The organism is Candidatus Accumulibacter necessarius (assembly GCF_036625085.1).
Genome location: NZ_JAZKUM010000003.1, coordinates 261,192 through 281,815, shown reverse-complemented (window position 1 = coordinate 281,815; position 20,624 = coordinate 261,192). Strand labels below are relative to the sequence as shown.

Here is a 20,624-nt window from a genome sequence, read left to right as displayed (position 1 = left end):
ACCCGGGCGGGGGAGCCGCCTACATCCCGTATCAAACAACACATCACATCGACTTGCCGGCGCTATCGGTCTGCGCGCTGCGCGCGCGCTTCATCTCTTCGAGCTGCTGGCGGGCAGTGATCGCGCCGCTGCTCTGCCGCAGCTTGGCAAGCTTGACATCGAGGTCGGAGTCGCGCAGTTCGCTGCCCATCTTGGCCTCGGCGACGGTGTTCTTGATGTGTTCTCGGACGTTGTCGAGCGCCCGCACCTCGGCATCGACCGACAGGCCGTCGAGCTGGTTCTGAATCTTCAGCCGCGCCTGCGCGCTGTGCATCTGGGCCAGCATGCGATCCTTTTCGTCCTTCAGCTTCTGGATTTCGGCCTTGACCTGAATCAGCGAATCCTTCGCCTCCTGCGCGTCACCGCGGGCCTGTTCCATTTCCTGCTCCAGCGTCTTGAGACTGGCCTCGAGTGCGTTCTTCTTCTGGATCAGCACGATGCCGAGTTCGTCCTGGCCGGTGGCCAGCGCCGCATTGAGGTCGGCCGAGATCGCGGCGAGTTCCGATCGCTCGCTTTCTAGCCGCGCCGAGATCTCCTCGCGTCGGCGCATGATCGCGGCAGTGGCGCTCTTCAGCTTGCCGTACTTCTCGATCATCGAGTCTATGGCGTTCTGGTAAGCGATTTCGGGATGCCGCTTCTCGACATCGGTGATCCATAGCGAGACAAAACCCGACCATAAATTGGACAGGCGTCCGAGAAAATTGATGTCAGCCATCGCGTTCTTCCTTTCGTCAGCCGGTCCGCCGGCCATACTTGTTTACCCAATGAAGCTGAGCCTCTTCAAATCGCTGGCCATCGCTGGCGAATCGGCAGGATCGCCCTGCTAGCCCGCCCGGCTGCTGCTGCCTACGGCCACCAGACGCCGTTGCCGCGCAACGGCTGCTGGGGTCGGCATCGCGACACCCGGCACGGCATCGGCAAGATCACTGGCCAGGTCAGCCTCGATGTCTTCCTGCAGCCGCAACTTGCCAATCGCCTCCTCGAGCCGCGTGCCGACGTCTTCCGTCACCGGCAGCGTCATGATCGTCTGATAGATCTCGTCGAGCTGGTCAGGCATCGACAGCATCGCCGCCTCGAGTGCTCGCCGGCGGCTGAGCATACGGTTGTGCCGCTCGATGATCGCCACGTAATCGGCACGCGCCTTCTGCAATTGCCGCAGATCGGTGCCGGGACGCGGGGCCGCCAGTTCCCTTTCCAGCGCCGCCACCTTGAGTTCGACCTCGCGTAGATTGACCGACTCGGCGCGGTCGTCCATGACCAGGAGCGCCAGCCACAGCGCCAGGTACTCGAGTGTCACATCGTCCAGCTGCTCGACATCACGGTAGGCCAGACGGCCATGCCCGGTGTCGGCACGCTGGTAGAGCGACTGCACGCGTTCGTACATGCGCTGGTACGTGCGCAAGTTCGCCGAGGGAAGCGTCCGCTTGCCGGAACGCTTCTGAATCTCCATCATCAACTGCTCGCGCGAAGCTTGGCGAACCCTCGCCCGCCAGCGACGATCCACTTTGTCGCGAAAGGTCGGCAGCGACGGAATGTGCACTGCGGCGAGGATATCGCCGGCAGCAAACGCGATAAGCGGCACCACGCCAACGCCGAAACCAAAGGGAATGGAGAGTACCGCACCCACCGCCAGCGAACCGAGAAAGGCGTAGAGATTGGTCTGACTGGTCAGAACTTCCCTGACATAGGAGGGCTTCTCCTCGGCCACGGTTACACCGTCACCCTGACCTGACCCTTGCCGGGACTGGCTTGATGAAGTTGTTCGAGTATCCGCTCCTCGAGCGCCTGCGCTTCGCGCGAGCGCTGCCAACTGGCTGAGCGCGGCCTCGCTTCGCTGATCACGAAATCGTCGGCGACGCGGGCTGGTTGGGTGGACAGGACGATGACACGGTCACCGAGCACCAGCGCCTCGGTCACATCGTGCGTTACGAAGACCACCAGACACGGCCAGGACTGGTACAACTCGATCAACAGCCGCTGCATTTCATCACGCGTTTGCGCATCCAGCGCCCCGAAGGGTTCGTCCATCAGCAGAATGCGTGGTCGCAGAACGAGCGCACGCGCCAGCGCCACGCGCTGGTTCTGGCCACCCGAGAGCTGCGCCGGACGCAGACCCAGCTTGTCGGAAAGACCAACCGCCTTGAGGATTTCAGCGACGCGCTGGCGCCACTCCACTTCCGGCACAAGCGATTTCCAGAGCTTGAGCCGAAACGGAAAGGCCACGTTGTCGAACACCGTCAGATCCGGCCGATTGGCATAGCGCTGAAAGACCATCACCGCATCGTCGTGCGGACCTTGACACTCGACACCATCGATCAACACTGCCCCCGCAGTCGGCGTATCGACGCCCATCGGCCGCACCCCGCCGAGCATGTGAAGCAGGGTGCTCTTGCCGCAGCCGGAGGGCCCGAGCAGCATGTTGATGCCCGGCTGGTCGAAGCTGAGGGAAACCCTGTCGATGACGCGCGTCAGGTCCCCGCCAGCCGTCGGGTACTCCTGCACGATGTCCCTGAGAACCACCGACAAGGACTTGGCCGCAGCCCCCGTGCCCGCAGCAGCAGCTGGTTTCTCCATGCCCGAGCTCACTGCTGGGTCTCCCATGGATAGAGGCGGCGCTTGAGCCAGACCATGAACTGATAGGTTGCCAGGGCCAGCGCGATGATCACAATGATGCCGGCGAACACCTGATCCCAGGCGCTAAAGCGCCGGGCATTCTGGATCAACTGCCCGAGCCCCTGGCGCGCATTGACGTATTCGGCAACGGTGATGTAGGTCCACATCACGGAAAAAGCAACGATGACGGCATCGGCGATGCGCGGCATGGCCATCGGAATGACCGCCCTGTAGATACATTCCCACGGTGTCGCGCCGAGGTCGCGGGCGCCAATCCAGTAGCTCTGCGGCACCGCCTGGATGGCGTCACGGACCATGGGAATCAGATAGACCACCGCGCCGATGAACAGAAAGGCGATCTTCATTGTCTCGCCGATACCCAGCCACATCACCAGGATGGGCAGCAGCGCGACCACCGGCGCCGAACGGAAAGGGTCGACCAGTGGCGACAGGGCGGCGTTCACTTGCGGCGCAGCGCCCATGACAATACCGACGGGAATGCCGATGACGATCACCAGCATGCCGGCAACAAGCAACCGGCCGACCGACCACAGCGTCGCCGTTAACAGCATGCTGTCGCCTTCGTGCCAGCTCAGGTACGACAGCGCGGCGAGCACATCCCAGGGTGCCGGCAGCTTGGTTGGACTGACCAGTCCCGACGCCGCCACCAGGCTCCACGCGAGCAACAGCGCCAGCACCGAACCGACGCCGAGCAAGCGCCGCTGCCGGCTAGCCAGCGGCGCGTACGGGTTCCAGAAGTCGATCATCAGTCAGATCCAGGCGATGCTCAGCGACCGCCGAACACAGCCACCCGCGTCGTCCGGTTCATTGCCCGGCAATCTTCGATCGACAGCCCTTCATTGGCCGCGTCGGCCTCGACGCAAAGCGGACGGTCCGGGCCGTTGCCGACGATCTTGAAGCGCTCGCGCGGGAACTCCCATTGCGTCACGAGGTAGTCCACCACTGCCCGCGCGCGCGCTGCCGACAACCGGAGGTTCACCTCGCGAGCACCGGTCGCATCAGAATTGCCGCTGACTTCAAAGTAGGCCTTGCCGTTGTTCTCGATGAACGGCACCATTTCCGTGTCGACTGTCTTCTGCGCCCGTTTGGTCAACTCCGCGCTGCCCGAGGCGAAACCAACCGTCACCGGCTTGGTGACCATCGCCTGTTGCTGCGTCGCCTCCTTCAGCGCCGACTGGGTGAAGGTCTCCTGCGGCTTCGCCGCCGCCTCCGCCGCCGCCTTGTTCTGCCCGAGCATGGCCTTGATGAAGCGGTAGTCGAAACTGTCCTGCGGCGCGATCACCGGCGACTTGGGATTGGCTAGCGCACCCGCCTTGCGATAGATCTCGTCGAAGCGCTTGTAGACCCGCTCGTAGTGGTTGGTACCACCGGCCAGACCGAGAATGCGCGCGTTGTCCTCGACGCCGGTCCACACCAGATTGGAGAACAGGCTCTTGACGAACGGCCGGCCCTCCTTGTCGGCCAGCAGCTTGAAGAACTCCTGCGTCCTGACCAGCGCTTCCACTGCGTTGTCGGGGTTGGCACGCGCTACCTGCACGCCTTCCATCCACCCCTGCACAAACTTCTGCACCACCGCCTGCCCTTCCGGCTTGGCCAGCAAACGTGCGTCGCAGACCATGACGTCAAAGATCAGGTTGGTTGCCGTCTTGGTCGAGTAGACGACATGCGCCCCCTTGACGTTGCGCAAGGCCAGAGCCAGATCCGGATCCCACAGCACGGCCGCTTCAACGGCGCCGGACTCGAGGGCAGCGCGCACGCCGGCGGTGCCCTCCTCGGCATTGATGAACACAAGCTTGACGCTGTCCTTCCTGCGCGCGGTCAGCGAAGAGTTGTCGAGGGCGTCGATCAGCATGCCGTGCGAGGGCGTGAACTGGAGCAGCGCCACCGAGCGACCCGCCAGATCCTCGACCGCTTTCACCGCGGGCTCACGGGCGATCACCGCGTCGCCGCCCTGGGTGTTGTCAACGATCATCACCGCCTTGCCATCAAGGCCGGCGTTACGCAGGTTGGGCTGCTCCTGCGCCCAGAAATCCGAAGTCCGCCAGGCGCAGTGTGCGGCGCCGGATTCAAAGATGGTAGCCAGCGTCGGGATGTCGTCCTGAATCACGAAGCGGACATTGACCCCCAGTTTGCCGTAGATCGACCCCGGCTGCGTGTTGAGATCGTTGCCGTTGGCCACCAGCGCCGGGGCGTAGCCATGAAAACTGACCAGACTGACCTTGAGCGGATTGGCGGCACTGCCGAGCGGCGCATTCCTGTCTTCCGCCGTCGCCGCCTTGGGTGGCGGTGTCGGCTTGCTCCCGGTGGCAGTTTCGGGCGTGGCAGCCACCGGCTTCGTTGCCGTGGGCTCGCCACCGGCAAAGCGCTCCTTGAGCCCGAAATTCCAGGCCAGCGAACCGGCGACGCCAAGAACGATGACGGTGATCAGCCCCTTGGCCAGCGGCGTGAGTTGAGCCATGTGTTTTTCTCCTTGCTCGGAATTTCAGTGAGCGGCGCCAGGCGCCTTGAAAGTGGTCGGGATTTCACGCAGGCGCTCGATCTCGGCATCCATGCGGCGTGTCTCGCGCGACGCGGCCTCCCGCGCCGCACGCAGACCTGCCTCGACGCTGGTCATTTCCTGAGCGGCGCGGGTCACTTCGCGCTCCAGTAACTGCTCGAGTTCGGCAATCTGCTTCCGGATCGCCACTGTCGCGTCCTCGAGCACCCGCTTGATCTGGTTGACAAGTTCGGCCGACTGCTGCTCGCGGTTCTGCATCTGCGCCGTCAACTGCCTCTTGTGGTCTTCCAGCGCCACGATCTTCAGTTCCGCGTCGCGCAGGCAATCGCCCATCTCCCAGTTGTCGTCGGCCGCATCCATCGCCAGCACTGCCGCCTTGCGGGTGCCGGCGTCCATGGCGCGCAAGCCTTCAAGAAGGCGCAGCAGCTTCTCAGCCGGATAGGGCGATACGGGAACGCCAGCCGCCGCGAAAATGTCCTCAAAGGCACGGCCTTCCTCGGCATGGTCAGCCAGGGTCGGGCTATCCTGCTCCGGGCAGGCGTCCGCCAGCGATGGAAGCTCGCGCGGCGGTGGCGCGGCATTCGGCGAGATCCCTTCTTCCGGAGGACTCGGTCGCTCGGCCAAAGTCTCTACCTTTGCCGCCAGCGCCGCCCGAGGGAGCTCGCTTGACGCCGCCAGTCGCTCTTCTTCCGACAGGTCAATCAGCTTTGCTTTCGCCAGCAGATTCAAGATACCCTTCATGCCAACTCCCGGAATGCTTGCCGCGTCGCAGGACCCGGCAGAGTCAGGGATTATACGAACGAAAGCTTGCAATGCAAGGATTTACCGAACAATGAGCCCCCTGCCCGGCATCCCGCCGCGTCTGCCGGTTGCTGCAGCAGCCGAGCATCCCTTGCGCGCCTTGCTCTGGGTATTGCTGCTCATCGTCGTCATCTGGCAACTTCCGTACGGGCAGGCGATTCTCTATCCGCTCTCACTGCTGGCGACCTGCGCCCACGAACTCGGCCATGGGTTCGCCGCCCTGCTGGTCGGCGCCGAATTCCACAGCTTTGTCCTTCACGCCGACGGCACCGGCATGGCGACCTGGCAGGGTTCGCCGGGCCGTCTCGCAACCGCACTGGTGGCAACTGGCGGCCTGCTGGGGCCCAGCATTGCCGGTAGCCTGCTGCTCATTCTGGCCCGCTCGACCCGGCAAAGCCGGCTGCTGCTCTGGCTGGTTGCCAGCAGTCTGCTGGTCGTCGTCGCGTCGTGGACGCGCAATCCCTTCGGCGTCATCTTCCTGCTTGCCTGCGCCGTCTTCTTTGCCGTCGCGGCGCTGTGGCTCAACGACCGCAGCGCGACTTTCGTCGTGCGCCTTACCGGCGCCGTCCTCTGCCTGAGCTGGTTTCAGCATCTCGACTACATGTTCTCCGCCAGTGCCAGTGTCGGCGGAGTGGATCACCCCTCCGACACCGCCGTCATCGCTCGGGTGCTCTGGCTGCCATACTGGTTCTGGGGCGGCGTCATCGCCACAATGTCGCTTGCCGTCCTGACCTTGGGCCTGTGGATAGCCACGCGGCCGCGATCATCGGGGTAAGCACGGCGGCCAGGCTCTCCCTGAAGGCCCGGCAAGAAAAACCCCTGCCGGGACCACCGGACAGGGGTTGAACGATACGAGCGGCTGTTGGCTTTGTCCGCCGGAGCGGTTCCGGCTTACTGAACCTGTTGAATACCTGCCAGCACCCAGCCGCCTCGACCATCGCGCGGCTTTACCATGTGCCAGATCTCGTCCACCGGCTCCGCTGCGGCGTCCCTTTCTTCCCGGATCAGACCGGTGAAGCGTACGCTGACCACGTAGCGGGCAGCTTCCTCGGCGACATCGAGAACCTGGGCGTCAATGCTGACCACGTCGGTTTCCTGGGTCACGCTGCCGCGTTCGGAAATGTTCATCCTGATTTCCGCGAACATCTCCGGCGTTGTGAAGTCGCGGATGTCGTCCAGATTGCCGGCATCGTTGGCGGCCTGCAGGCGGATGAAGCTGACTTTGGCGTTGCGCACGAATCCGGCGGCATCGAAGTCCGCGGGGATGTTGCCAACCCCGGCACCGCTGACCGTACTGATAGCACCGGCAACCGGTTCAGCGGCGCCCGCGGCTGGCAGCAAGGGCTCGGCCATGGCACGCCGGCCCGGCGCGCTGTCGGGACCGGCCGCTGCGTACTGCAGACCGCCGGTGCCGCTGGCCGCTTGCGCCGCGGCGCGACGGCGCATGATCAGACCGACGACGACCAACACCGCCATCACCAGGAGGCCGATCATGAGCATGGAAGCGAGTTCCTCGCCGAAGCCGAAGTGGGAAGCCAGCGCGGCCAGGCCGAGACCGGCGGCAAGACCGGCCAGCGGGCCCATCCACGAACGCTTCGGCTGCGCCTGCGGAGCGCCTGCAGCCGGCTGCGACCTGGCAGCATTCGGCGCCATCGCGGGAGAGGCGGACTTGTCGGCGGTGACGGACTCGCGCTGCATGCCGGAGGACTTGCCCGCGCCCAGCCGTTTGGCCGCTTCTGCATCGCCAACTGTCAGCGTCAGGCCGAGCGCCAGAACGGCGGCCAGCAGAGAAAGAGTTTTCATCGGTGTCTCCTGTAAATATGAGGATCGAGAAGCGCACGATAGACGCTCCCCAGGAAAGAGAAAAGCAGAATTATCCGTAACAATACTTCCAGAAAATCAGAGTTTGCACAGCATCCGGTCAGGGCCGGTCATCGCTCATGTTACGGGGCGTCTTCGTCGATCGGGAGCGCGTCCGCGGTGAACGCGCCGGCTTCCCCGGCTCGCCGCTGTCGGTCTGCGCATCAGAGCGCGAGACTGCGGCCGGAGTGGTGAACACTTCATCTCGCGCCGCCTGGCTGATGGCAACGATGGCCGGATGGCTCAACCGGCGCTCGGTGGTAATGGCAAACAGCTGTTCACTGATGGATTCGATTCGACCGACCGGGCTGACGCGATACTCTTCGCAAACGTAGGCAGCGATCGCCGTCGGCGCCACGAACAGTCCGGCGCCTGCTTGCCCGAAGGCCTTCAGCAACGCGCTATCGTCAAATTCGCCGACGATGCGCAGATGCAGCCGTCGGGCCTCCAACCATTGCTCGAGCCGGGGCCGGATGGCCACGTCGTCGCCCGGCATGAGAAAGGGAGCACCCTGGAGCAGGGCTGGAAATGTCCCATCCAATGTCTTGAGCAAGGTCGCCGCGCCGAAGACCGTCAAGTCGCTTTCGCCAAGCAGGTGACTGTAGCCGCGTACGTTCAAATTGGACGGCATCGGCCGGTCGGCGATCACCATGTCCAGCCGATGTACGGCCAGTTCGGCAAGCAATGCCGTCAGGCGACCTTCGCGACAGACCAGTCGCACCGCTTCCGGCAGGCGCAGGGCCGGCTCGACCAGGCGATGGGCAACCGACTTCGGCACCGAATCGGCGATGCCGACGGTGAACAACAGGCTTTTCCTCGTCGTCTGGTCGCGCGCCACCTCGAGCAACTCGTCGCCGAGGGCGAAGATTTCCTCGGCATAGCTCAGGATGCGCCGGCCGGCGTCGGTGACCTCGAGGCCGCGACCCGCCCGACGGAACAACTCCACCCCCAGGGCGTCTTCCAGTTCACGCAACTGGCCGCTGATCGCCTGCGGCGTGAGGTGCAGTTGCTCGCCAGCGCGCGCGATGGCACCGGACTTGGCGACCATCCAAAAATAGCGCAGGTGCTTGTAGTTGAGCGTGGCCATGAACTCGTTATACTCCATAAAATCGGAACTGTTAGTAAATTATATTCGATTTGGCAGATGTCTTTCGATGCCCTAGACTGACTTCTCCATCCAACACAGCTGGAGCACTGCCATGCAGATCGTCATTCAAGCCAGAGGCTTTGACCTCTCTCCGGGCCTGCGCGAGCACGTCGAACGACGCTTGCGTTTTGCCCTCGACTGGGCCCATCACCATGTCAGGAGGGTTTCCGTCGGCCTTTCCGACCTCAACGGGCCGCGCGGTGGCGAGGACAAGTGCTGCCGCGTCCAGGTGACCATGGCCGGAGCGGCAGACGTGGTCGTACAGGATATCGAGACCGATCTCTACGTCGCCATCGATCGCGCCGTCGATCGCGCCGGACGGACGCTGGCACGCCGGGTCGCGCGACTGCGAGAGAATCGCCACGTGGGCCCGCGCGACACGCGCGGCGTGCAGGTGGCTACTGCCGCGGCAGCAGCGGGCGCCACGTCACTGGTTGCCATCCCTTGAAAACAGCCTCTTGAATCCGATCTTGAAAAAGTTCAGCATCAACAACCCTGGACACGACAACGCGGGGATGTCGGCAGTCAAGCTGGTCGTCGCCCGCTGCAACCGTTTTGCCCGCTGACTCAGTTGCTCGGCTTGATGAACCGCCGCGACTGACCCGGCCTACAGTTTTCACGGAGATCGAATCATGAAACGCATCATGTTGCTCATCGGCACCAACCTGGCCATCATGCTCGTGCTGGGTATCGTCAGCACGCTCACCGGCGCTCACAGGTTCTTTACCGGCAGCGGCCTCGACCTCGGCAAGCTGCTGTTTTTTGCCCTGCTCATGGGCTTCGGTGGATCCTTCATTTCATTGTGGATGTCCAAGACCATCGCCAAGTGGAGCACCGGCGCAAGGGTGATCGAAACGCCCGGCAACTCAACCGAGTTCTGGCTAGTCGACACCGTGCGCCGCTTTGCCGACAAAGCCGGCCTGTCAATGCCGGAAGTGGCGATCTATGAGGGCGAACCCAACGCCTTCGCCACCGGCGCCAGCCGCAACAACTCGCTGGTCGCTGTCTCCACCGGCTTGCTGCAGACGATGACGCGCGAAGAGGCCGAGGCGGTGATCGCCCACGAGGTCGCTCACATCGCCAATGGCGACATGGTGACCTTGACCCTGATCCAGGGCGTGGTCAACACCTTCGTAATCTTCATTGCCCGCGTCGTGGGTTGGCTAGTCGATTCGGCGCTGCGCCGGGGCAGCGATGAACACTCGGGGCCGGGAATCGGCTACACCATTACCGTCGTCATCTGCGACATCGTCTTCGGCATTCTGGCCAGCATCATCGTCATGCATTTCTCGCGGCAGCGAGAATTCCGCGCTGACGCCGGCGCCGCGCAGTTGATCGGCTCGCCGCGACCGATGATGGCGGCGCTGCGCCGCCTTGGCGGCATGGAAGCTGGAGAACTGCCGCAGAACGTCGCCACAGCCGGCATCAACGGACGCCCCGGCTGGATGGAACTGTTCTCCAGCCATCCGCCGATTGAGCAGCGCATCGCTGCCCTGCAACGCGGTTCTTGACGCCTGACGGCAAACTCGGCCACAAGTTCGCCAACCGGCTGGGCAGTGGAGTGCCGTGTGGGCATCCTCCGGATCCCTACCGGGTGGCGAACTCGAGAATCTGCGCCGGAATCGCGGTCACGCGCACACGCATCCCGTAGATCTGCCCGTCCAGCTGCGCCTCCAAACCTTCCTGGGGAGGAACTGCGCCAGTACCGGTGACAACGACGCTGACCTTTTCGTCGCTCGCCGTTACCGACATCAAGCGGTAGCCCGTGCCCGCAGTCCAGGACTTGGTCACTTCGGTGACTCGGCTTTCAACCAGATTGTCACGAATCACACCGCGACTTGCGAGCCCGAGGGGGACGGCGATGAGGACGATCATCACAAGAACGGTGGCTATTGCGAAGTGCCTGGCGCGTCGCGTTGCCCCCGACAGCGCAGCCGCCGGGAATCCCATGAGGCCGAACACGAACGATCCCGTCAGCAGAATGGCAACGTAGTTGGTCACGAACAGCAGCACGCTCCCGAGCGCCAGGTCGTGCCGGCCGGCGCCCAACAGGATGCCCGCGTTGGCCAGCGGGGGGACCAGCGAGATGGCAATGGCCACGCCCGGCAACGTGTCCGAGACATCCCTGCGGCCGATGGCGAAGGCCCCTGCGAGGCCCGTGGCGAGCGCCGCAAGCAGGTCGATCAGGCGCGGGGTGGTGCGGACCATGATTTGTCCGACGTTCGTTGGGTCGAAGGAACTCGGCATCAGCAGCGCGATGAGGTAGCCAACGCCGATAGCGGTTGCGATCCCACCTATGCCGACGACGAGGGAACTCCGGATCGCGCGCAGATCGCCGATGCTGATGGCGAATGCCAGGCCCATGATTGGAAGCATGAGTGGCGCGACGATCATGGCGCCGATCACGGCCGCCACCGAATCCCCGTACAAGCCGAAGGTCGCGATCGCCGATGCCAGGGTAAGCAGCGCCCCGAAGCGCACGAGTCTCTCGCGCAGAGCCGGCTCCTCGAACAGGATAACCTCGCGCACGCGCGCAATCTCGACCGCGTCTACCGGCCCCCCATGCAACAACTCGCTGAACTGTCCCATACCTTTCTCCTTCAGGGCCACTGCTACACCCCTGCTACACCCTGCTCTGTGCACGCCCCTCACACGGTGCGCCCATAGCCCAGAAGAGCCACAGGTGGCAAGCGGGAGCGTGCGCCGCCAGGGCAATCGCACCAATGCCGGGCAGAGCACGGAACGTGCCCGCGCAGTCAGCATCAACGAACAGCTCGTGTAGGCCGAAGGCGACGAGAGCATCACGGGAGAACAAGAAATCCAACGGTACCAATCAGAGTATATGAGCCCTCAGCAAACGGCGTCAATCTGGCATCTTGGCGCGGGAGCCCGTGAAAGAACCGTGAAAGAACGATATGAATTCGCTCCGCTCCGTGCCTGCGGCCAGCGCACGCCGGGCGGTGACAGCTCGCCTTGCCTCAGTCTCGACCCTTGCGCGTTGACAACCACCAGGCACTGCTCTGGTCGGGCTTCCACCAAGGGGAACCTGGCTCGTCTCATCGATGCCTCGGAGGATGCGCGCCTTGCGCTCGTGGACAAAGGCGACGCCTCGTTCACGCCCACACCACGCTGGAAAAGGCTTTGCCTATCCCCGGCAGCCTGTCTCGTGCGAAAATACGCCCATGTACATGCGCGATCTCCAGAAAATACTCGGCGGCGACGCGGTGGGTGAAGTCAATCAGCCGCTCACCGGCGTCGGAACAATCCGTTCGGCTACTTCGACACAAATAACGTTCCTGGCGAATCAACGATACCGCTCCGATTTGTCGTCTTCCCGGGCCGGCGCGGTCATTCTCGGCAACGCAGACCGGGATCTGACGCCGCTGCCGCGCCTGGTGGTAGCCAATCCGTATGCCTGTTTCGCGCGCGCGGCCCAACTTTTCAATCCGCCAGCACTCTACGCTAGAGGAATTCATCCGTCCGCCATCATCCACGCCAACGCACAGGTGGCTGAAAGCGCGTCCGTCGCAGAATATGTTTCGATTGGTCGCGGTACCGTGATTGGTGAGGGTGCGCGCATCGGGCCGGGATGCATCCTCAGTGACGATGTGTGGGTCGGTGCCCATACCTGTCTCGTCGCGCGCGTCACAATCTATGCGCGCTGCACGATTGGCGCGCGCGGGATCGTCCATGCCGGTGCGGTGATCGGGGCCGACGGCTTCGGGTTTGCACCGGATTTTTCAGCGGGCGATGGTGGCTGGGTGAAAATCCCGCAGGTCGGGCGCGTCGTCATTGGGGATGACTGCGAAATCGGTGCCAATACGTCCATCGATCGCGGTGCGATCGACGACACCGTGGTCGGCAACGACGTCAAGATCGACAATCAGGTTCAGGTTGGCCACAACTGCGTGATCGGTGATCACACAATCATCTCCGGTTGCGTCGGGATTGCCGGCACCACCACAATCGGCCGCCGCGTCATGATGGGCGGCGGCTCCGGTGTCATTGGCCATCTCGAAATTTGCGACGATGCCATCGTCTCGGCGATGACGCTGGTGACCAAGTCGATTACCGAGCCGGGAATGTACACCGGGTCGATGCCGTTGATGAAGCACGGTGACTGGCTGAGAAACGTCGTGCATGTGCGGCGCTTGGGTGCTCTCGCCGAGGCGATCAAGAACGCGGCAATCCCGAAATGAGCCATGGACATCCACCCTCCGGGCACGACCGGATTCCCCGAGGAATGGCTGCCGTGGCAATTCTCGATGAACGACAGCCGCCCGGATGGCGCCCTACGGCTGTAGCGCCCGGGCTGCGGCCACCGCCAAGAGCCACTCGAGTCCTGAGAGCGCATCGATGGCCGAATGGGCAAGCGGCAGTCGCGAGATCCTGATTTCCCGGTGTTCTGGAGAGCGAGTGAGCGTGGCACGCGCGGGGTGGCCATCCTTGCCAAACGAGACCACCGCCAGGAGCGTCACCTGATTCTCCCTGCCGCGCGTCGCCTTCCCACCGGTGCTGCATTCGCTCCCTCGCTGCAGCGGCGGCAGGCAAAGCCGTTCGGCCGCCACGCCGCCTTGAGTGGTGGTGCCTCCTGCGGCTCGGTTGCGGCGCGCTGGGTGAACTCAGGGGTCGACAAACCGGGTTTGCAACGAGTGCCGATTCTCTGCCTTGATGCTGCCCGCGGTGTGCTTACAGACGGCAGAATACGCCGTGCCGGCCTCACCAGAACTGTTCCGCTGACGATCGTTGCCAGTCGGGACGGTTTCTTATACCTTCGGAACGTCTGCGCGAAAACAGGACGAAAGAGAATAACCAGCCTGTCAGGAAGTCGGCAAGGACGTCTTTCATTCCTGGTTCTTGCAGCCTTTCAGATGCCCCGGGATCGCCTTGCCTGATCCGTTTGATGCTGGTTGGAGTCATAGGAGAACCGATGGCAATCAATGCCTCAACACGTCTGGATATCCTCAAAGCCCTTTACCTGACCATGGTGATGTCGCGCGAGGTCGATCTGGTGGAACAAGAATACACGGCTCGAGGGGAAGCCGTTTTTCACGTTTCCGGAGCAGGCCATGAAGCGTCTGCAGCCCTGAATCCCTTCCTGGGACCTCAGGACTGGCTGCACTGCCATTACCGAGACAAAGCTCTGATGATGGCCCGCGGCATTTCCCCACAGCAGTTCTTTCTTTCGCTTTTCAACAAAGACGGCTCCCACAGCCGTGGTCGTCAAATGAACGCCCACATGAGTTCCCCGCAGCTCAAGATTCTTTCCTTGGTGGGACCGGTGGGCAACTCGGCTCTCCAGGCCGTCGGCATTGCCAACGCGGTGAAGGGTGACGCCGACCAGCCGGTGGTACTGTGTTCGCTCGGGGATGGAATGACTCAGCAGGGAGAGGTTCTCGAAGCCCTGGCGCACGCCGTCAGAGAAACCCTTCCCGTGCTTTTTCTTGTCCAGGATAACAAGCTGGCCATCTCCACCTCCACCACCGGAAAAACCTTCTACCAGACGCCGGCCGGAGATGCTTCGGAGTTCTATGGAATTCCTATTCGCCGGATCAATGGCCGATATCCGCAAGCCTGTCTGGAGACCTTCGAAACCGTGGTCGCTGCCATGAGAAAGGACCGGAGCCCCGCCATTGTCGTCATGGACGTGGACCGACTACATAGTCACACCAATGCCGACGACCAGAGAATCTATCGCAGTGTCGGCGAACTCGAGCAAGTGAAAGAATCCGGGGACCCGATTGTGAACCTGGAAATCTGGCTCAAGGCGCGGGGCGTACAGGAAGACTTTTTCGCTGGGCTGGTGGACTCCTTTCGCACAGACCTCAAGACGCAGGCTTTTCTGGCCCAAAGAAGTCCGGAGCCGTCGCCCACCCATACGGCGCTGAAGCCTTTACCATCAATGCTCGAGGACCCCTCGTCTGAATATCGAGGCTCCCCTTCTGCCGCCGGTGAGAACAATCTGGTCATGCTCGAGGCGATCCGCGAAGTCCTGAGACAACGAATGTCGGAGAACGAAAAGATTACTCTTTTCGGCGAAGATCTCGAGGATCCCAAGGGAGACGTTTTCGGGCTGACCAAAGGCCTTTCCACCACCTATCCGGGCCGGGTAAAGAACTCTCCACTGGCCGAATCCACCATTGTCGGTGTCAGCATCGGAGAAGCCCTGGCGGGAAGGCGCCCGGTAGCCTTCCTGCAATTCGCCGACTTTCTTCCCATCGCCTACAATCAGATCGTTTCGGAACTGGGGTCGATGCATTGGCGAACCGACGGGGGTTGGGAAGCGCCAGTGATTGTCATGGTCACCTGTGGCGGCTACAAACCAGGCTTGGGTCCTTTCCACGCCTCGAGCTACGAAGCCTTGGCAGTTCACACGCCCGGCGTGGACGTTTTCATGCCTTCGACAGCTGGAGACGCCGCAGGTCTTCTCAACGCGGCCTTCGAAAGCGGACGTCCAACCCTCTTCTTCTATCCCAAGAGCTGCCTCAACGACCGGGAAAACGCCACCAGTTCCGACGTGGAAAAACAGCTCGTTCCCCTGGGAAGAGCGAGAACAGTCCGGCAGGGCAAGGATGTTACCCTGGTTGGCTACGGGAACACGGTGAGACTTTGCCTCCAGGCAGCTGCAGCCTTGTCTTCCCAGGGTGCGCAGGCAGAGGTTATCGATCTCAGAACTCTGCAGCCCTGGGACAAGAAGACTGTGGCCGCTTCGGTGGAAAAAACCGGGCGCCTTGTCGTCGTGCACGAGGATAACGAGAGCGCGGGCATGGGCTCGGAAATCATAGCGGTCATGGCAGAGACGGTAACGAGGCCCTTCCGCGTCCGCCGGGTGGCGAGGGCAGACACCTATGTGCCCTGTAACTTTGCCAACCAGCTGGAGGTTCTCCCCAGCTACAAACGTATACTTGAAACAGCGGTGGAAATGCTCGGCGGTCATGTTGGCTGGAAACGTCCGCCCACCGCACAAAGGGGCTACTTCCTGGTGGAGGCAATTGGTTCCAGCCCATCTGATGAAGCCGTCACGGTGGCCAGATGGTTGGTAAAACCCGGCGATACCATCGTTGAAGGCGACTATATCGGCGATTTGGAAGCCGACAAGGCCGCCGTGGAGCTAAGATCGCCGGCCTCCGGACTACTGGAAGAAATTCTGGTCCCAGAAGGGGCCATGGTCAAGGTGGGTACACCTGTCCTAAAGGTAAAGATCGGTGAAGGCGAGGAAGGCTTCAAGCCCCTCACAAAAGAAAATCCGGGAGAACCCCGGATATCCGACCTGAGGCTCGAACCCGTCACACAGACCACCCCGTTGGCGTCGCCCCGGGATCCCGATGGACTGGTGGGCATTCAAGCCGTAGCCAGTGTCAGGGGAAGTCGGCTTGTCACCAACCTCGACATTTCCAGGATGTGTCCGGAATGGGAGACCGATGAGATCTTCAAACGCATTGGCATTGAAACGAGACCCTGGATTGCCGACGGAGAAACGGTATTGCTCCTGGCAACGTCGGCAGCAAGAAAGCTCCTCAAGCAAACGGGTCTGACACTGGCGGATATTGATCTGATTCTGGTAGCGACGGGTACGCCGCCAGCCCATACCCCGTCCCTCGCTGCCATGATCCAGATGAACCTGAACCAGGATGAACCTGAAGACATCCTGGTTCCCGCCTATGACTTCTCGTCTGCTTGTTCTGGATATATTTTCGGACTGAAACAAGCGTCCGATCACTTGCAACTCCGGCCAAAGGATCGGGTGCTGCTCATTACCGCAGAAGTCCTCTCGCCCCAGATCGATATGGCTGATTACGGGACGGCTCCCGTCTTCGCCGACGCTGCCACGGCCACTCTGCTGGTCGGGTCGGGGAGAGCCGGCGTCATGAAGCTCAAGGTATTGGAAACAGCCATAGGAACGTATGGGGAGTCGGGCGAAATATTGAAGCTCCCTGCCAATCCCGGCGACAAGATTTCCATGGATGGTCCCAAGGTTTACCTGGGTGCGGTCAAGTACATGCGACAGGCCTTGATGAACGCTTGTCGCCAAACAGGTATCGAACCGCACAACCTGGACCTCGTCGTTCCGCATCAAGCGAACCAGAGGATCATCAATGCCCTCCGTCAGAGAATGAGGCTGGCGGAAGACCAGGTCTACTCCAACATCAGCCACAGTGGAAACACCTCCAGTTCGACCATTCCTCTTTGCCTTGAAGAACTTCTCCCCTTGGCTACAGGTGGTCAGAAATGGGGTCTTACGGCTTTTGGGGGAGGCTTTACCTTCGGTGGGGCGGTGCTGGAAGTGGTGTGAACGACCGGCGAAGCAGGCCGGGGAAATGGCAAAGACGGTAGGTTGCGCTCGTCGCCTGTTGCCCTTATGCCATGCATCATGGCGGTCGATATCTCGTTCGTCCAGATTGCCGAGAGTGTACTCCTCTGTCGCGGCATTAGCTGTGGCGCCGGCGTCCTGACCCAGGTCATCATGTTGTCCGCCCGCGGCAGTGTCGCCAGAAGCAAGAGCGCCAGTGTGAAAGGACAATTGTCGGGTGGCCACCCCGCGCAGGCATGACCACACCTTGCCGGTTCGCTGCCTGGCCAGCAACCCAGACTGAGCTGCAGGCCTCTTGCGCCATCGCATGAGCCAGCATGAAGACGCCGGTCATGCACTGTTACGATGGCGGTTCGATGCTTGCGCTATACTTCGGCGCAAAAACACCATACCCGCAGGCCACAGGAAAGCCATAGAGCATGAGCGAACGCGAAATTGACCAGCAGCTGGTCGAACGCGCACAGGCAGGTGACAAGCACGCTTTCGAGCTGCTGGTGATCAAGTACCAGCGCAAGGTCGGGCGTTTGCTGTCGCGCTTCGTGCGCGATCCGGCGGAAGTCGATGACGTGGCGCAAGAGGCATTCATCAAGGCTTATCGGGCGCTGCCGGCGTTTCGCGGCGACAGTGCGTTCTATACCTGGCTCTACCGGATCGCGATCAACACCGCCAAGAACTATCTCGTCGCTCAAGGTCGCCGTGCGCCGACTTCGACGGAGTTTGATGCCGAAGAAGCCGAAGGATTTGAGGATGCCGGTCAGCTGCGCGACATCAATACCCCGGAGAGCCTCCTGCAATCCAGGCAGATCGGTGAAACCATCAATGCGGCGATGGACGCACTGCCGGACGAACTGCGCAGCGCAATCGTCCTGCGCGAGATCGAGGGCTTGACCTATGAGGAAATTGCCGCGGCGATGTGTTGTCCAATCGGTACGGTGCGCTCGCGGATATTCCGTGCGCGTGAAGCCGTGGCGGAGAAGTTGCGACCCTTGCTCGACACCTCTGCCGATCGTCGGTGGTAACCATGGGTGAACCAATGTCCGCATTGGCTGGCGGGGTGACAACTGACGCCTGGGGCACGATCATCGCCAGCGATGAGCAACAGGCAACGGTTCGCATGGACGAGGGCGGTTGCGGCCGCTGCGGAGAACCCGGAGGATGCGCTGGCAACCATGCTGGCAAACTATTCTGCAGCACGCCCCGGACCTTTCGGATACCGAATGCTGAGCATCGTTCGGTGGGCGAGCGCGTGCGCATCAGCATTGTCAACGGATCGGTTGGCCGCAGCGCACTGCACGCCTATGTTTTTCCCTTGCTGATGCTTCTTGCCGGTGCCCTGTCCGGGTCGGCTCTTGGCGACGAGGCTGGCGCAATTGGCGGCTCTATTGCCGGGCTGCTCATCGGCTGGCTGGGATTGCGGCAGGCGCAGCGGCGCAGCAGGCGCGACCCGCGGCTGCAACCATCGATCGGGCCTTGATATTCCGTCGCCAGGTCCCCACTTTCCGATCTGTTTTTGCCGTTCCGCCATTGAAAGACACGCAGGAGGGTTTTGCTGCCATGAAACAGTTGCTCGTCGCTTTCCTTTTCGTGCTGTTCTCGCTGCCGGCGCAGGCGCAGAACCGGGGCCTCCCCGATTTCACCGAACTGGTTGAAAAGCAGGGGCCGGCGGTGGTCAACATCAGCACGACCCAGTCGGCCCGCAGCAACGGTCGGGGTGCCCAGCCTTTCCCGTTCGATGAGAACGATCCGATGTACGAATTCTTCCGCCGCTTTATCCCCCGCCAGCCGGGGATGCCGGGCGCGCCTGGAGCGCCGCGTGAATTCGAGAGCAGGTCGCTTGGTTCCGGCTTCGTCGTAAGTACCGACGGCTATATCCTGACCAATGCCCACGTGATCGATGGGGCTGACGAGATTCTGGTTCGTCTGACCGACAAGCGTGAGTTCAAGGCCCGGGTCATTGGTGCTGACAAGCGAACCGATGTCGCGCTGATCAAGATCGAGGCAGCCGGCTTGCCAACGGTTCGTTTCGGCGATCCAGGCGTCCTCAAGGTTGGCGAATGGGTAGTCGCGATCGGTTCGCCGTTTGGCTTCGAAAACAGTGTGACGGCAGGCATCGTCAGCGCCAAGGGACGCGCCTTGCCGCAGGAGAACTACGTGCCGTTCATTCAGACCGATGTCGCCGTCAATCCCGGCAATTCAGGTGGGCCCCTGTTCAACCTGAAGGGCGAGGTGGTCGGCATCAACTCGCAAATCTACAGCCGTTCGGGTGGCTTCATGGGCATCTCCTTTGCCATTCCGATCGATGTCGCCATGGAGGTCCAAAGCCAGTTGCGCGCCAACGGCAAGGTCAGCCGGGGTCGAATCGGCGTCGTCATCCAGGAGGTGACCAAGGAACTGGCTGAGTCCTTTGGTCTGAGCAAGGCCCAGGGAGCGGCGGTCAACGCGGTGGAGAAAGGCGGCCCGGCAGAGAAGGCGGGCATCGAGCCCGGCGATGTGATCCTCAAGTTCGAAGGCAAGACCATCACCAGTTCGAGCGACCTGCCACGCCTCGTCGGCAGTACCAAGCCGGGAAGCAAGGTGACGATTCAGGTCTGGCGGAAAGGGGCAACCAGGGAACTGCCACTGGTGGTCGGAGAAGTCGCCGACGAGAAGGTAGCGACGCGAAGCTCACGCGGTGCGAAGCCGGCCGAGCGGGCTGCGAATCGCCTCGGACTGGTGGTATCCGAGCTCTCTGCAGAGCAAAAGCGCGAATTCAAGGTCAATGGCGGTTTGCTCATTGAGGATGTTCGCGGCAGCACGGGTCGTGTCGATCTGCGTCCAGGCGATGTCATCCTGGCGCTGATTACGCGTGGCGAGAGCATCGAACTCAGGACGACCGAACAGTTCAACAAGTTGCTCGCGCAGTTCGACAAGTCGGCGAACGTGACTCTGCTCGTCCGGCGCGGCGAACTGCAGACCTTCGTCACCATCAAGGGTCTGCCCGACAGGCGGACGGAGTGAGCCAGGCAACGAAGCTGACGCTGGTTTCGCGTCGCTACTGTCATCTGTGCCAGGAGATGGAGCAGGCGCTCGCGGTGCTGCTGGCTGAGTTCTGCGTCGACCTTGAGGTGCTCGACTGCGATGCCGATCCAGCGCTGGAAGCCCTCTACGATGAACTGGTCCCGGTGCTGCTGCACGACGGCAGGGAACTCTGTCACTACTTCCTCGACGTCAGCAAAGTCCGTGATTATTTGAGCAAAATCGGCTAGAATCCGCGCCTTCCGGCAGTTCGACCAAGGGTGCTCGCTGGCACCCTTTTTTTCAGGGGCGGCTCGCTAGCGCCAGAGCCCACGCCATGT

20 protein-coding genes are annotated in these 20,624 nt (G+C 62.2%); 10 read left to right on the top strand and 10 right to left on the bottom strand.

All coding sequences use genetic code 11. The annotated features are described in order from the left end of the window. Positions 1 to 43 precede the first annotated feature (43 nt). From V5B44_RS09440 to V5B44_RS09415, 6 genes are all read right to left on the bottom strand, one after another. Complete coding sequence (locus tag V5B44_RS09440) at positions 44 to 754, bottom strand: PspA/IM30 family protein (protein ID WP_332358806.1); 711 nt, start codon at positions 752 to 754, stop codon at positions 44 to 46. Positions 755 to 862: 108 nt separating this feature from the next. After that, on the bottom strand, positions 863 to 1,747 hold the full coding sequence (locus V5B44_RS09435; protein ID WP_332358804.1) for a hypothetical protein: 885 nt from the start codon (positions 1,745 to 1,747) through the stop codon (positions 863 to 865). A 2-nt stretch (positions 1,748 to 1,749) separates the two neighbouring features. Beyond that, entirely contained in the window at positions 1,750 to 2,613 is an 864-nt protein-coding gene (locus V5B44_RS09430) for an ABC transporter ATP-binding protein (RefSeq protein ID WP_332358803.1), read from the bottom strand. Between the two features lie 8 nt (positions 2,614 to 2,621). After that, the gene (locus V5B44_RS09425) at positions 2,622 to 3,419 is read right to left on the bottom strand and encodes an ABC transporter permease (RefSeq protein WP_332358802.1); all 798 of its coding nucleotides are present in this window, start codon (positions 3,417 to 3,419) and stop codon (positions 2,622 to 2,624) included. A gap of 20 nt (positions 3,420 to 3,439) precedes the next feature. After that, a complete protein-coding gene (locus tag V5B44_RS09420; RefSeq protein WP_332358801.1) occupies positions 3,440 to 5,131 on the bottom strand; it encodes a phosphate ABC transporter substrate-binding/OmpA family protein in 1,692 nt (563 codons plus the stop codon). Between the two features lie 24 nt (positions 5,132 to 5,155). Then, entirely contained in the window at positions 5,156 to 5,911 is a 756-nt protein-coding gene (locus V5B44_RS09415) for a hypothetical protein (RefSeq protein ID WP_332358800.1), read from the bottom strand. A gap of 91 nt (positions 5,912 to 6,002) precedes the next feature. Here V5B44_RS09415 and V5B44_RS09410 point away from each other — a divergent pair, with 91 nt between their 5' ends. After that, positions 6,003 to 6,746, top strand: a complete 744-nt coding sequence (locus V5B44_RS09410) for a M50 family metallopeptidase (protein WP_332358799.1) — start codon at positions 6,003 to 6,005, stop codon at positions 6,744 to 6,746. Positions 6,747 to 6,862: 116 nt separating this feature from the next. On the opposite strand, the gene V5B44_RS09405 is transcribed toward V5B44_RS09410, so the two are convergent. Beyond that, positions 6,863 to 7,774 (bottom strand): Tim44 domain-containing protein, encoded by a 912-nt coding sequence (locus tag V5B44_RS09405; RefSeq protein WP_332358798.1) that lies wholly within the window; start codon positions 7,772 to 7,774, stop codon positions 6,863 to 6,865. A 118-nt stretch (positions 7,775 to 7,892) separates the two neighbouring features. Then, on the bottom strand, positions 7,893 to 8,918 hold the full coding sequence (nhaR, locus tag V5B44_RS09400) for a transcriptional activator NhaR (RefSeq protein ID WP_332358797.1): 1,026 nt from the start codon (positions 8,916 to 8,918) through the stop codon (positions 7,893 to 7,895). 112 nt (positions 8,919 to 9,030) lie between these two features. On the opposite strand from nhaR, the gene V5B44_RS09395 reads away from it, so the two are divergent. Together V5B44_RS09395 and htpX are read left to right on the top strand one after the other, a co-directional pair. Continuing rightward, positions 9,031 to 9,426 carry an HPF/RaiA family ribosome-associated protein gene (locus V5B44_RS09395; protein ID WP_332358796.1) on the top strand — a complete coding sequence of 132 codons (396 nt, stop codon included), beginning with the start codon at positions 9,031 to 9,033 and terminating at the stop codon, positions 9,424 to 9,426. A 184-nt stretch (positions 9,427 to 9,610) separates the two neighbouring features. Next, entirely contained in the window at positions 9,611 to 10,489 is an 879-nt protein-coding gene (gene htpX, locus V5B44_RS09390; protein ID WP_332358795.1) for a protease HtpX, read from the top strand. Positions 10,490 to 10,565: 76 nt separating this feature from the next. On the opposite strand, the gene V5B44_RS09385 is transcribed toward htpX, so the two are convergent. After that, complete coding sequence (locus V5B44_RS09385; protein ID WP_332358794.1) at positions 10,566 to 11,567, bottom strand: DUF389 domain-containing protein; 1,002 nt, start codon at positions 11,565 to 11,567, stop codon at positions 10,566 to 10,568. Positions 11,568 to 12,160: 593 nt separating this feature from the next. Between V5B44_RS09385 and lpxD the strand changes: the two genes are divergently transcribed. Next, a complete protein-coding gene (lpxD, locus tag V5B44_RS09380) occupies positions 12,161 to 13,177 on the top strand; it encodes a UDP-3-O-(3-hydroxymyristoyl)glucosamine N-acyltransferase (RefSeq protein WP_332358793.1) in 1,017 nt (338 codons plus the stop codon). Between the two features lie 93 nt (positions 13,178 to 13,270). Here the strand turns inward: lpxD and V5B44_RS09375 are convergent, their stop codons facing one another. After that, positions 13,271 to 13,546: a hypothetical protein gene (locus V5B44_RS09375; protein ID WP_332358792.1), complete on the bottom strand. Its 276-nt coding sequence runs from the start codon at positions 13,544 to 13,546 to the stop codon at positions 13,271 to 13,273. Between the two features lie 362 nt (positions 13,547 to 13,908). Between V5B44_RS09375 and V5B44_RS09370 the strand changes: the two genes are divergently transcribed. From V5B44_RS09370 to V5B44_RS09345, 6 genes are all read left to right on the top strand, one after another. Next, complete coding sequence (locus V5B44_RS09370; RefSeq protein WP_332358791.1) at positions 13,909 to 17,271, top strand: thiamine pyrophosphate-dependent enzyme; 3,363 nt, start codon at positions 13,909 to 13,911, stop codon at positions 17,269 to 17,271. A gap of 78 nt (positions 17,272 to 17,349) precedes the next feature. Then, the gene (locus V5B44_RS09365) at positions 17,350 to 17,529 is read left to right on the top strand and encodes a hypothetical protein (protein ID WP_332358790.1); all 180 of its coding nucleotides are present in this window, start codon (positions 17,350 to 17,352) and stop codon (positions 17,527 to 17,529) included. Between the two features lie 179 nt (positions 17,530 to 17,708). Then, positions 17,709 to 18,308, top strand: a complete 600-nt coding sequence (gene rpoE / locus V5B44_RS09360; protein ID WP_332358789.1) for an RNA polymerase sigma factor RpoE — start codon at positions 17,709 to 17,711, stop codon at positions 18,306 to 18,308. A gap of 2 nt (positions 18,309 to 18,310) precedes the next feature. Then, positions 18,311 to 18,763 carry a SoxR reducing system RseC family protein gene (locus V5B44_RS09355; RefSeq protein ID WP_332358788.1) on the top strand — a complete coding sequence of 151 codons (453 nt, stop codon included), beginning with the start codon at positions 18,311 to 18,313 and terminating at the stop codon, positions 18,761 to 18,763. 80 nt (positions 18,764 to 18,843) lie between these two features. Beyond that, complete coding sequence (locus tag V5B44_RS09350; protein WP_332358787.1) at positions 18,844 to 20,286, top strand: DegQ family serine endoprotease; 1,443 nt, start codon at positions 18,844 to 18,846, stop codon at positions 20,284 to 20,286. Then, the gene (locus V5B44_RS09345; protein WP_332358786.1) at positions 20,283 to 20,534 is read left to right on the top strand and encodes a glutaredoxin family protein; all 252 of its coding nucleotides are present in this window, start codon (positions 20,283 to 20,285) and stop codon (positions 20,532 to 20,534) included. The genes V5B44_RS09350 and V5B44_RS09345 overlap by 4 nt, the downstream gene beginning before the upstream one ends. Positions 20,535 to 20,624 lie beyond the last annotated feature (90 nt).

Coding starts and splice junctions, on each gene's coding strand:
- V5B44_RS09370 (WP_332358791.1), top strand. CDS start 13,909: ATGGCAATCAATGCCTCAACACGTCTGGATATCCTCAAAGCCCTTTAC.
- V5B44_RS09415 (WP_332358800.1), bottom strand. CDS start 5,911: ATGAAGGGTATCTTGAATCTGCTGGCGAAAGCAAAGCTGATTGACCTG.
- lpxD (WP_332358793.1), top strand. CDS start 12,161: ATGTACATGCGCGATCTCCAGAAAATACTCGGCGGCGACGCGGTGGGT.
- rpoE (WP_332358789.1), top strand. CDS start 17,709: ATGAGCGAACGCGAAATTGACCAGCAGCTGGTCGAACGCGCACAGGCA.
- nhaR (WP_332358797.1), bottom strand. CDS start 8,918: ATGGCCACGCTCAACTACAAGCACCTGCGCTATTTTTGGATGGTCGCC.
- V5B44_RS09355 (WP_332358788.1), top strand. CDS start 18,311: ATGGGTGAACCAATGTCCGCATTGGCTGGCGGGGTGACAACTGACGCC.
- V5B44_RS09430 (WP_332358803.1), bottom strand. CDS start 2,613: ATGGAGAAACCAGCTGCTGCTGCGGGCACGGGGGCTGCGGCCAAGTCC.
- V5B44_RS09365 (WP_332358790.1), top strand. CDS start 17,350: ATGGCGGTCGATATCTCGTTCGTCCAGATTGCCGAGAGTGTACTCCTC.
- V5B44_RS09350 (WP_332358787.1), top strand. CDS start 18,844: ATGAAACAGTTGCTCGTCGCTTTCCTTTTCGTGCTGTTCTCGCTGCCG.
- V5B44_RS09395 (WP_332358796.1), top strand. CDS start 9,031: ATGCAGATCGTCATTCAAGCCAGAGGCTTTGACCTCTCTCCGGGCCTG.
- V5B44_RS09420 (WP_332358801.1), bottom strand. CDS start 5,131: ATGGCTCAACTCACGCCGCTGGCCAAGGGGCTGATCACCGTCATCGTT.
- htpX (WP_332358795.1), top strand. CDS start 9,611: ATGAAACGCATCATGTTGCTCATCGGCACCAACCTGGCCATCATGCTC.
- V5B44_RS09405 (WP_332358798.1), bottom strand. CDS start 7,774: ATGAAAACTCTTTCTCTGCTGGCCGCCGTTCTGGCGCTCGGCCTGACG.
- V5B44_RS09410 (WP_332358799.1), top strand. CDS start 6,003: ATGAGCCCCCTGCCCGGCATCCCGCCGCGTCTGCCGGTTGCTGCAGCA.
- V5B44_RS09440 (WP_332358806.1), bottom strand. CDS start 754: ATGGCTGACATCAATTTTCTCGGACGCCTGTCCAATTTATGGTCGGGT.
- V5B44_RS09425 (WP_332358802.1), bottom strand. CDS start 3,419: ATGATCGACTTCTGGAACCCGTACGCGCCGCTGGCTAGCCGGCAGCGG.
- V5B44_RS09385 (WP_332358794.1), bottom strand. CDS start 11,567: ATGGGACAGTTCAGCGAGTTGTTGCATGGGGGGCCGGTAGACGCGGTC.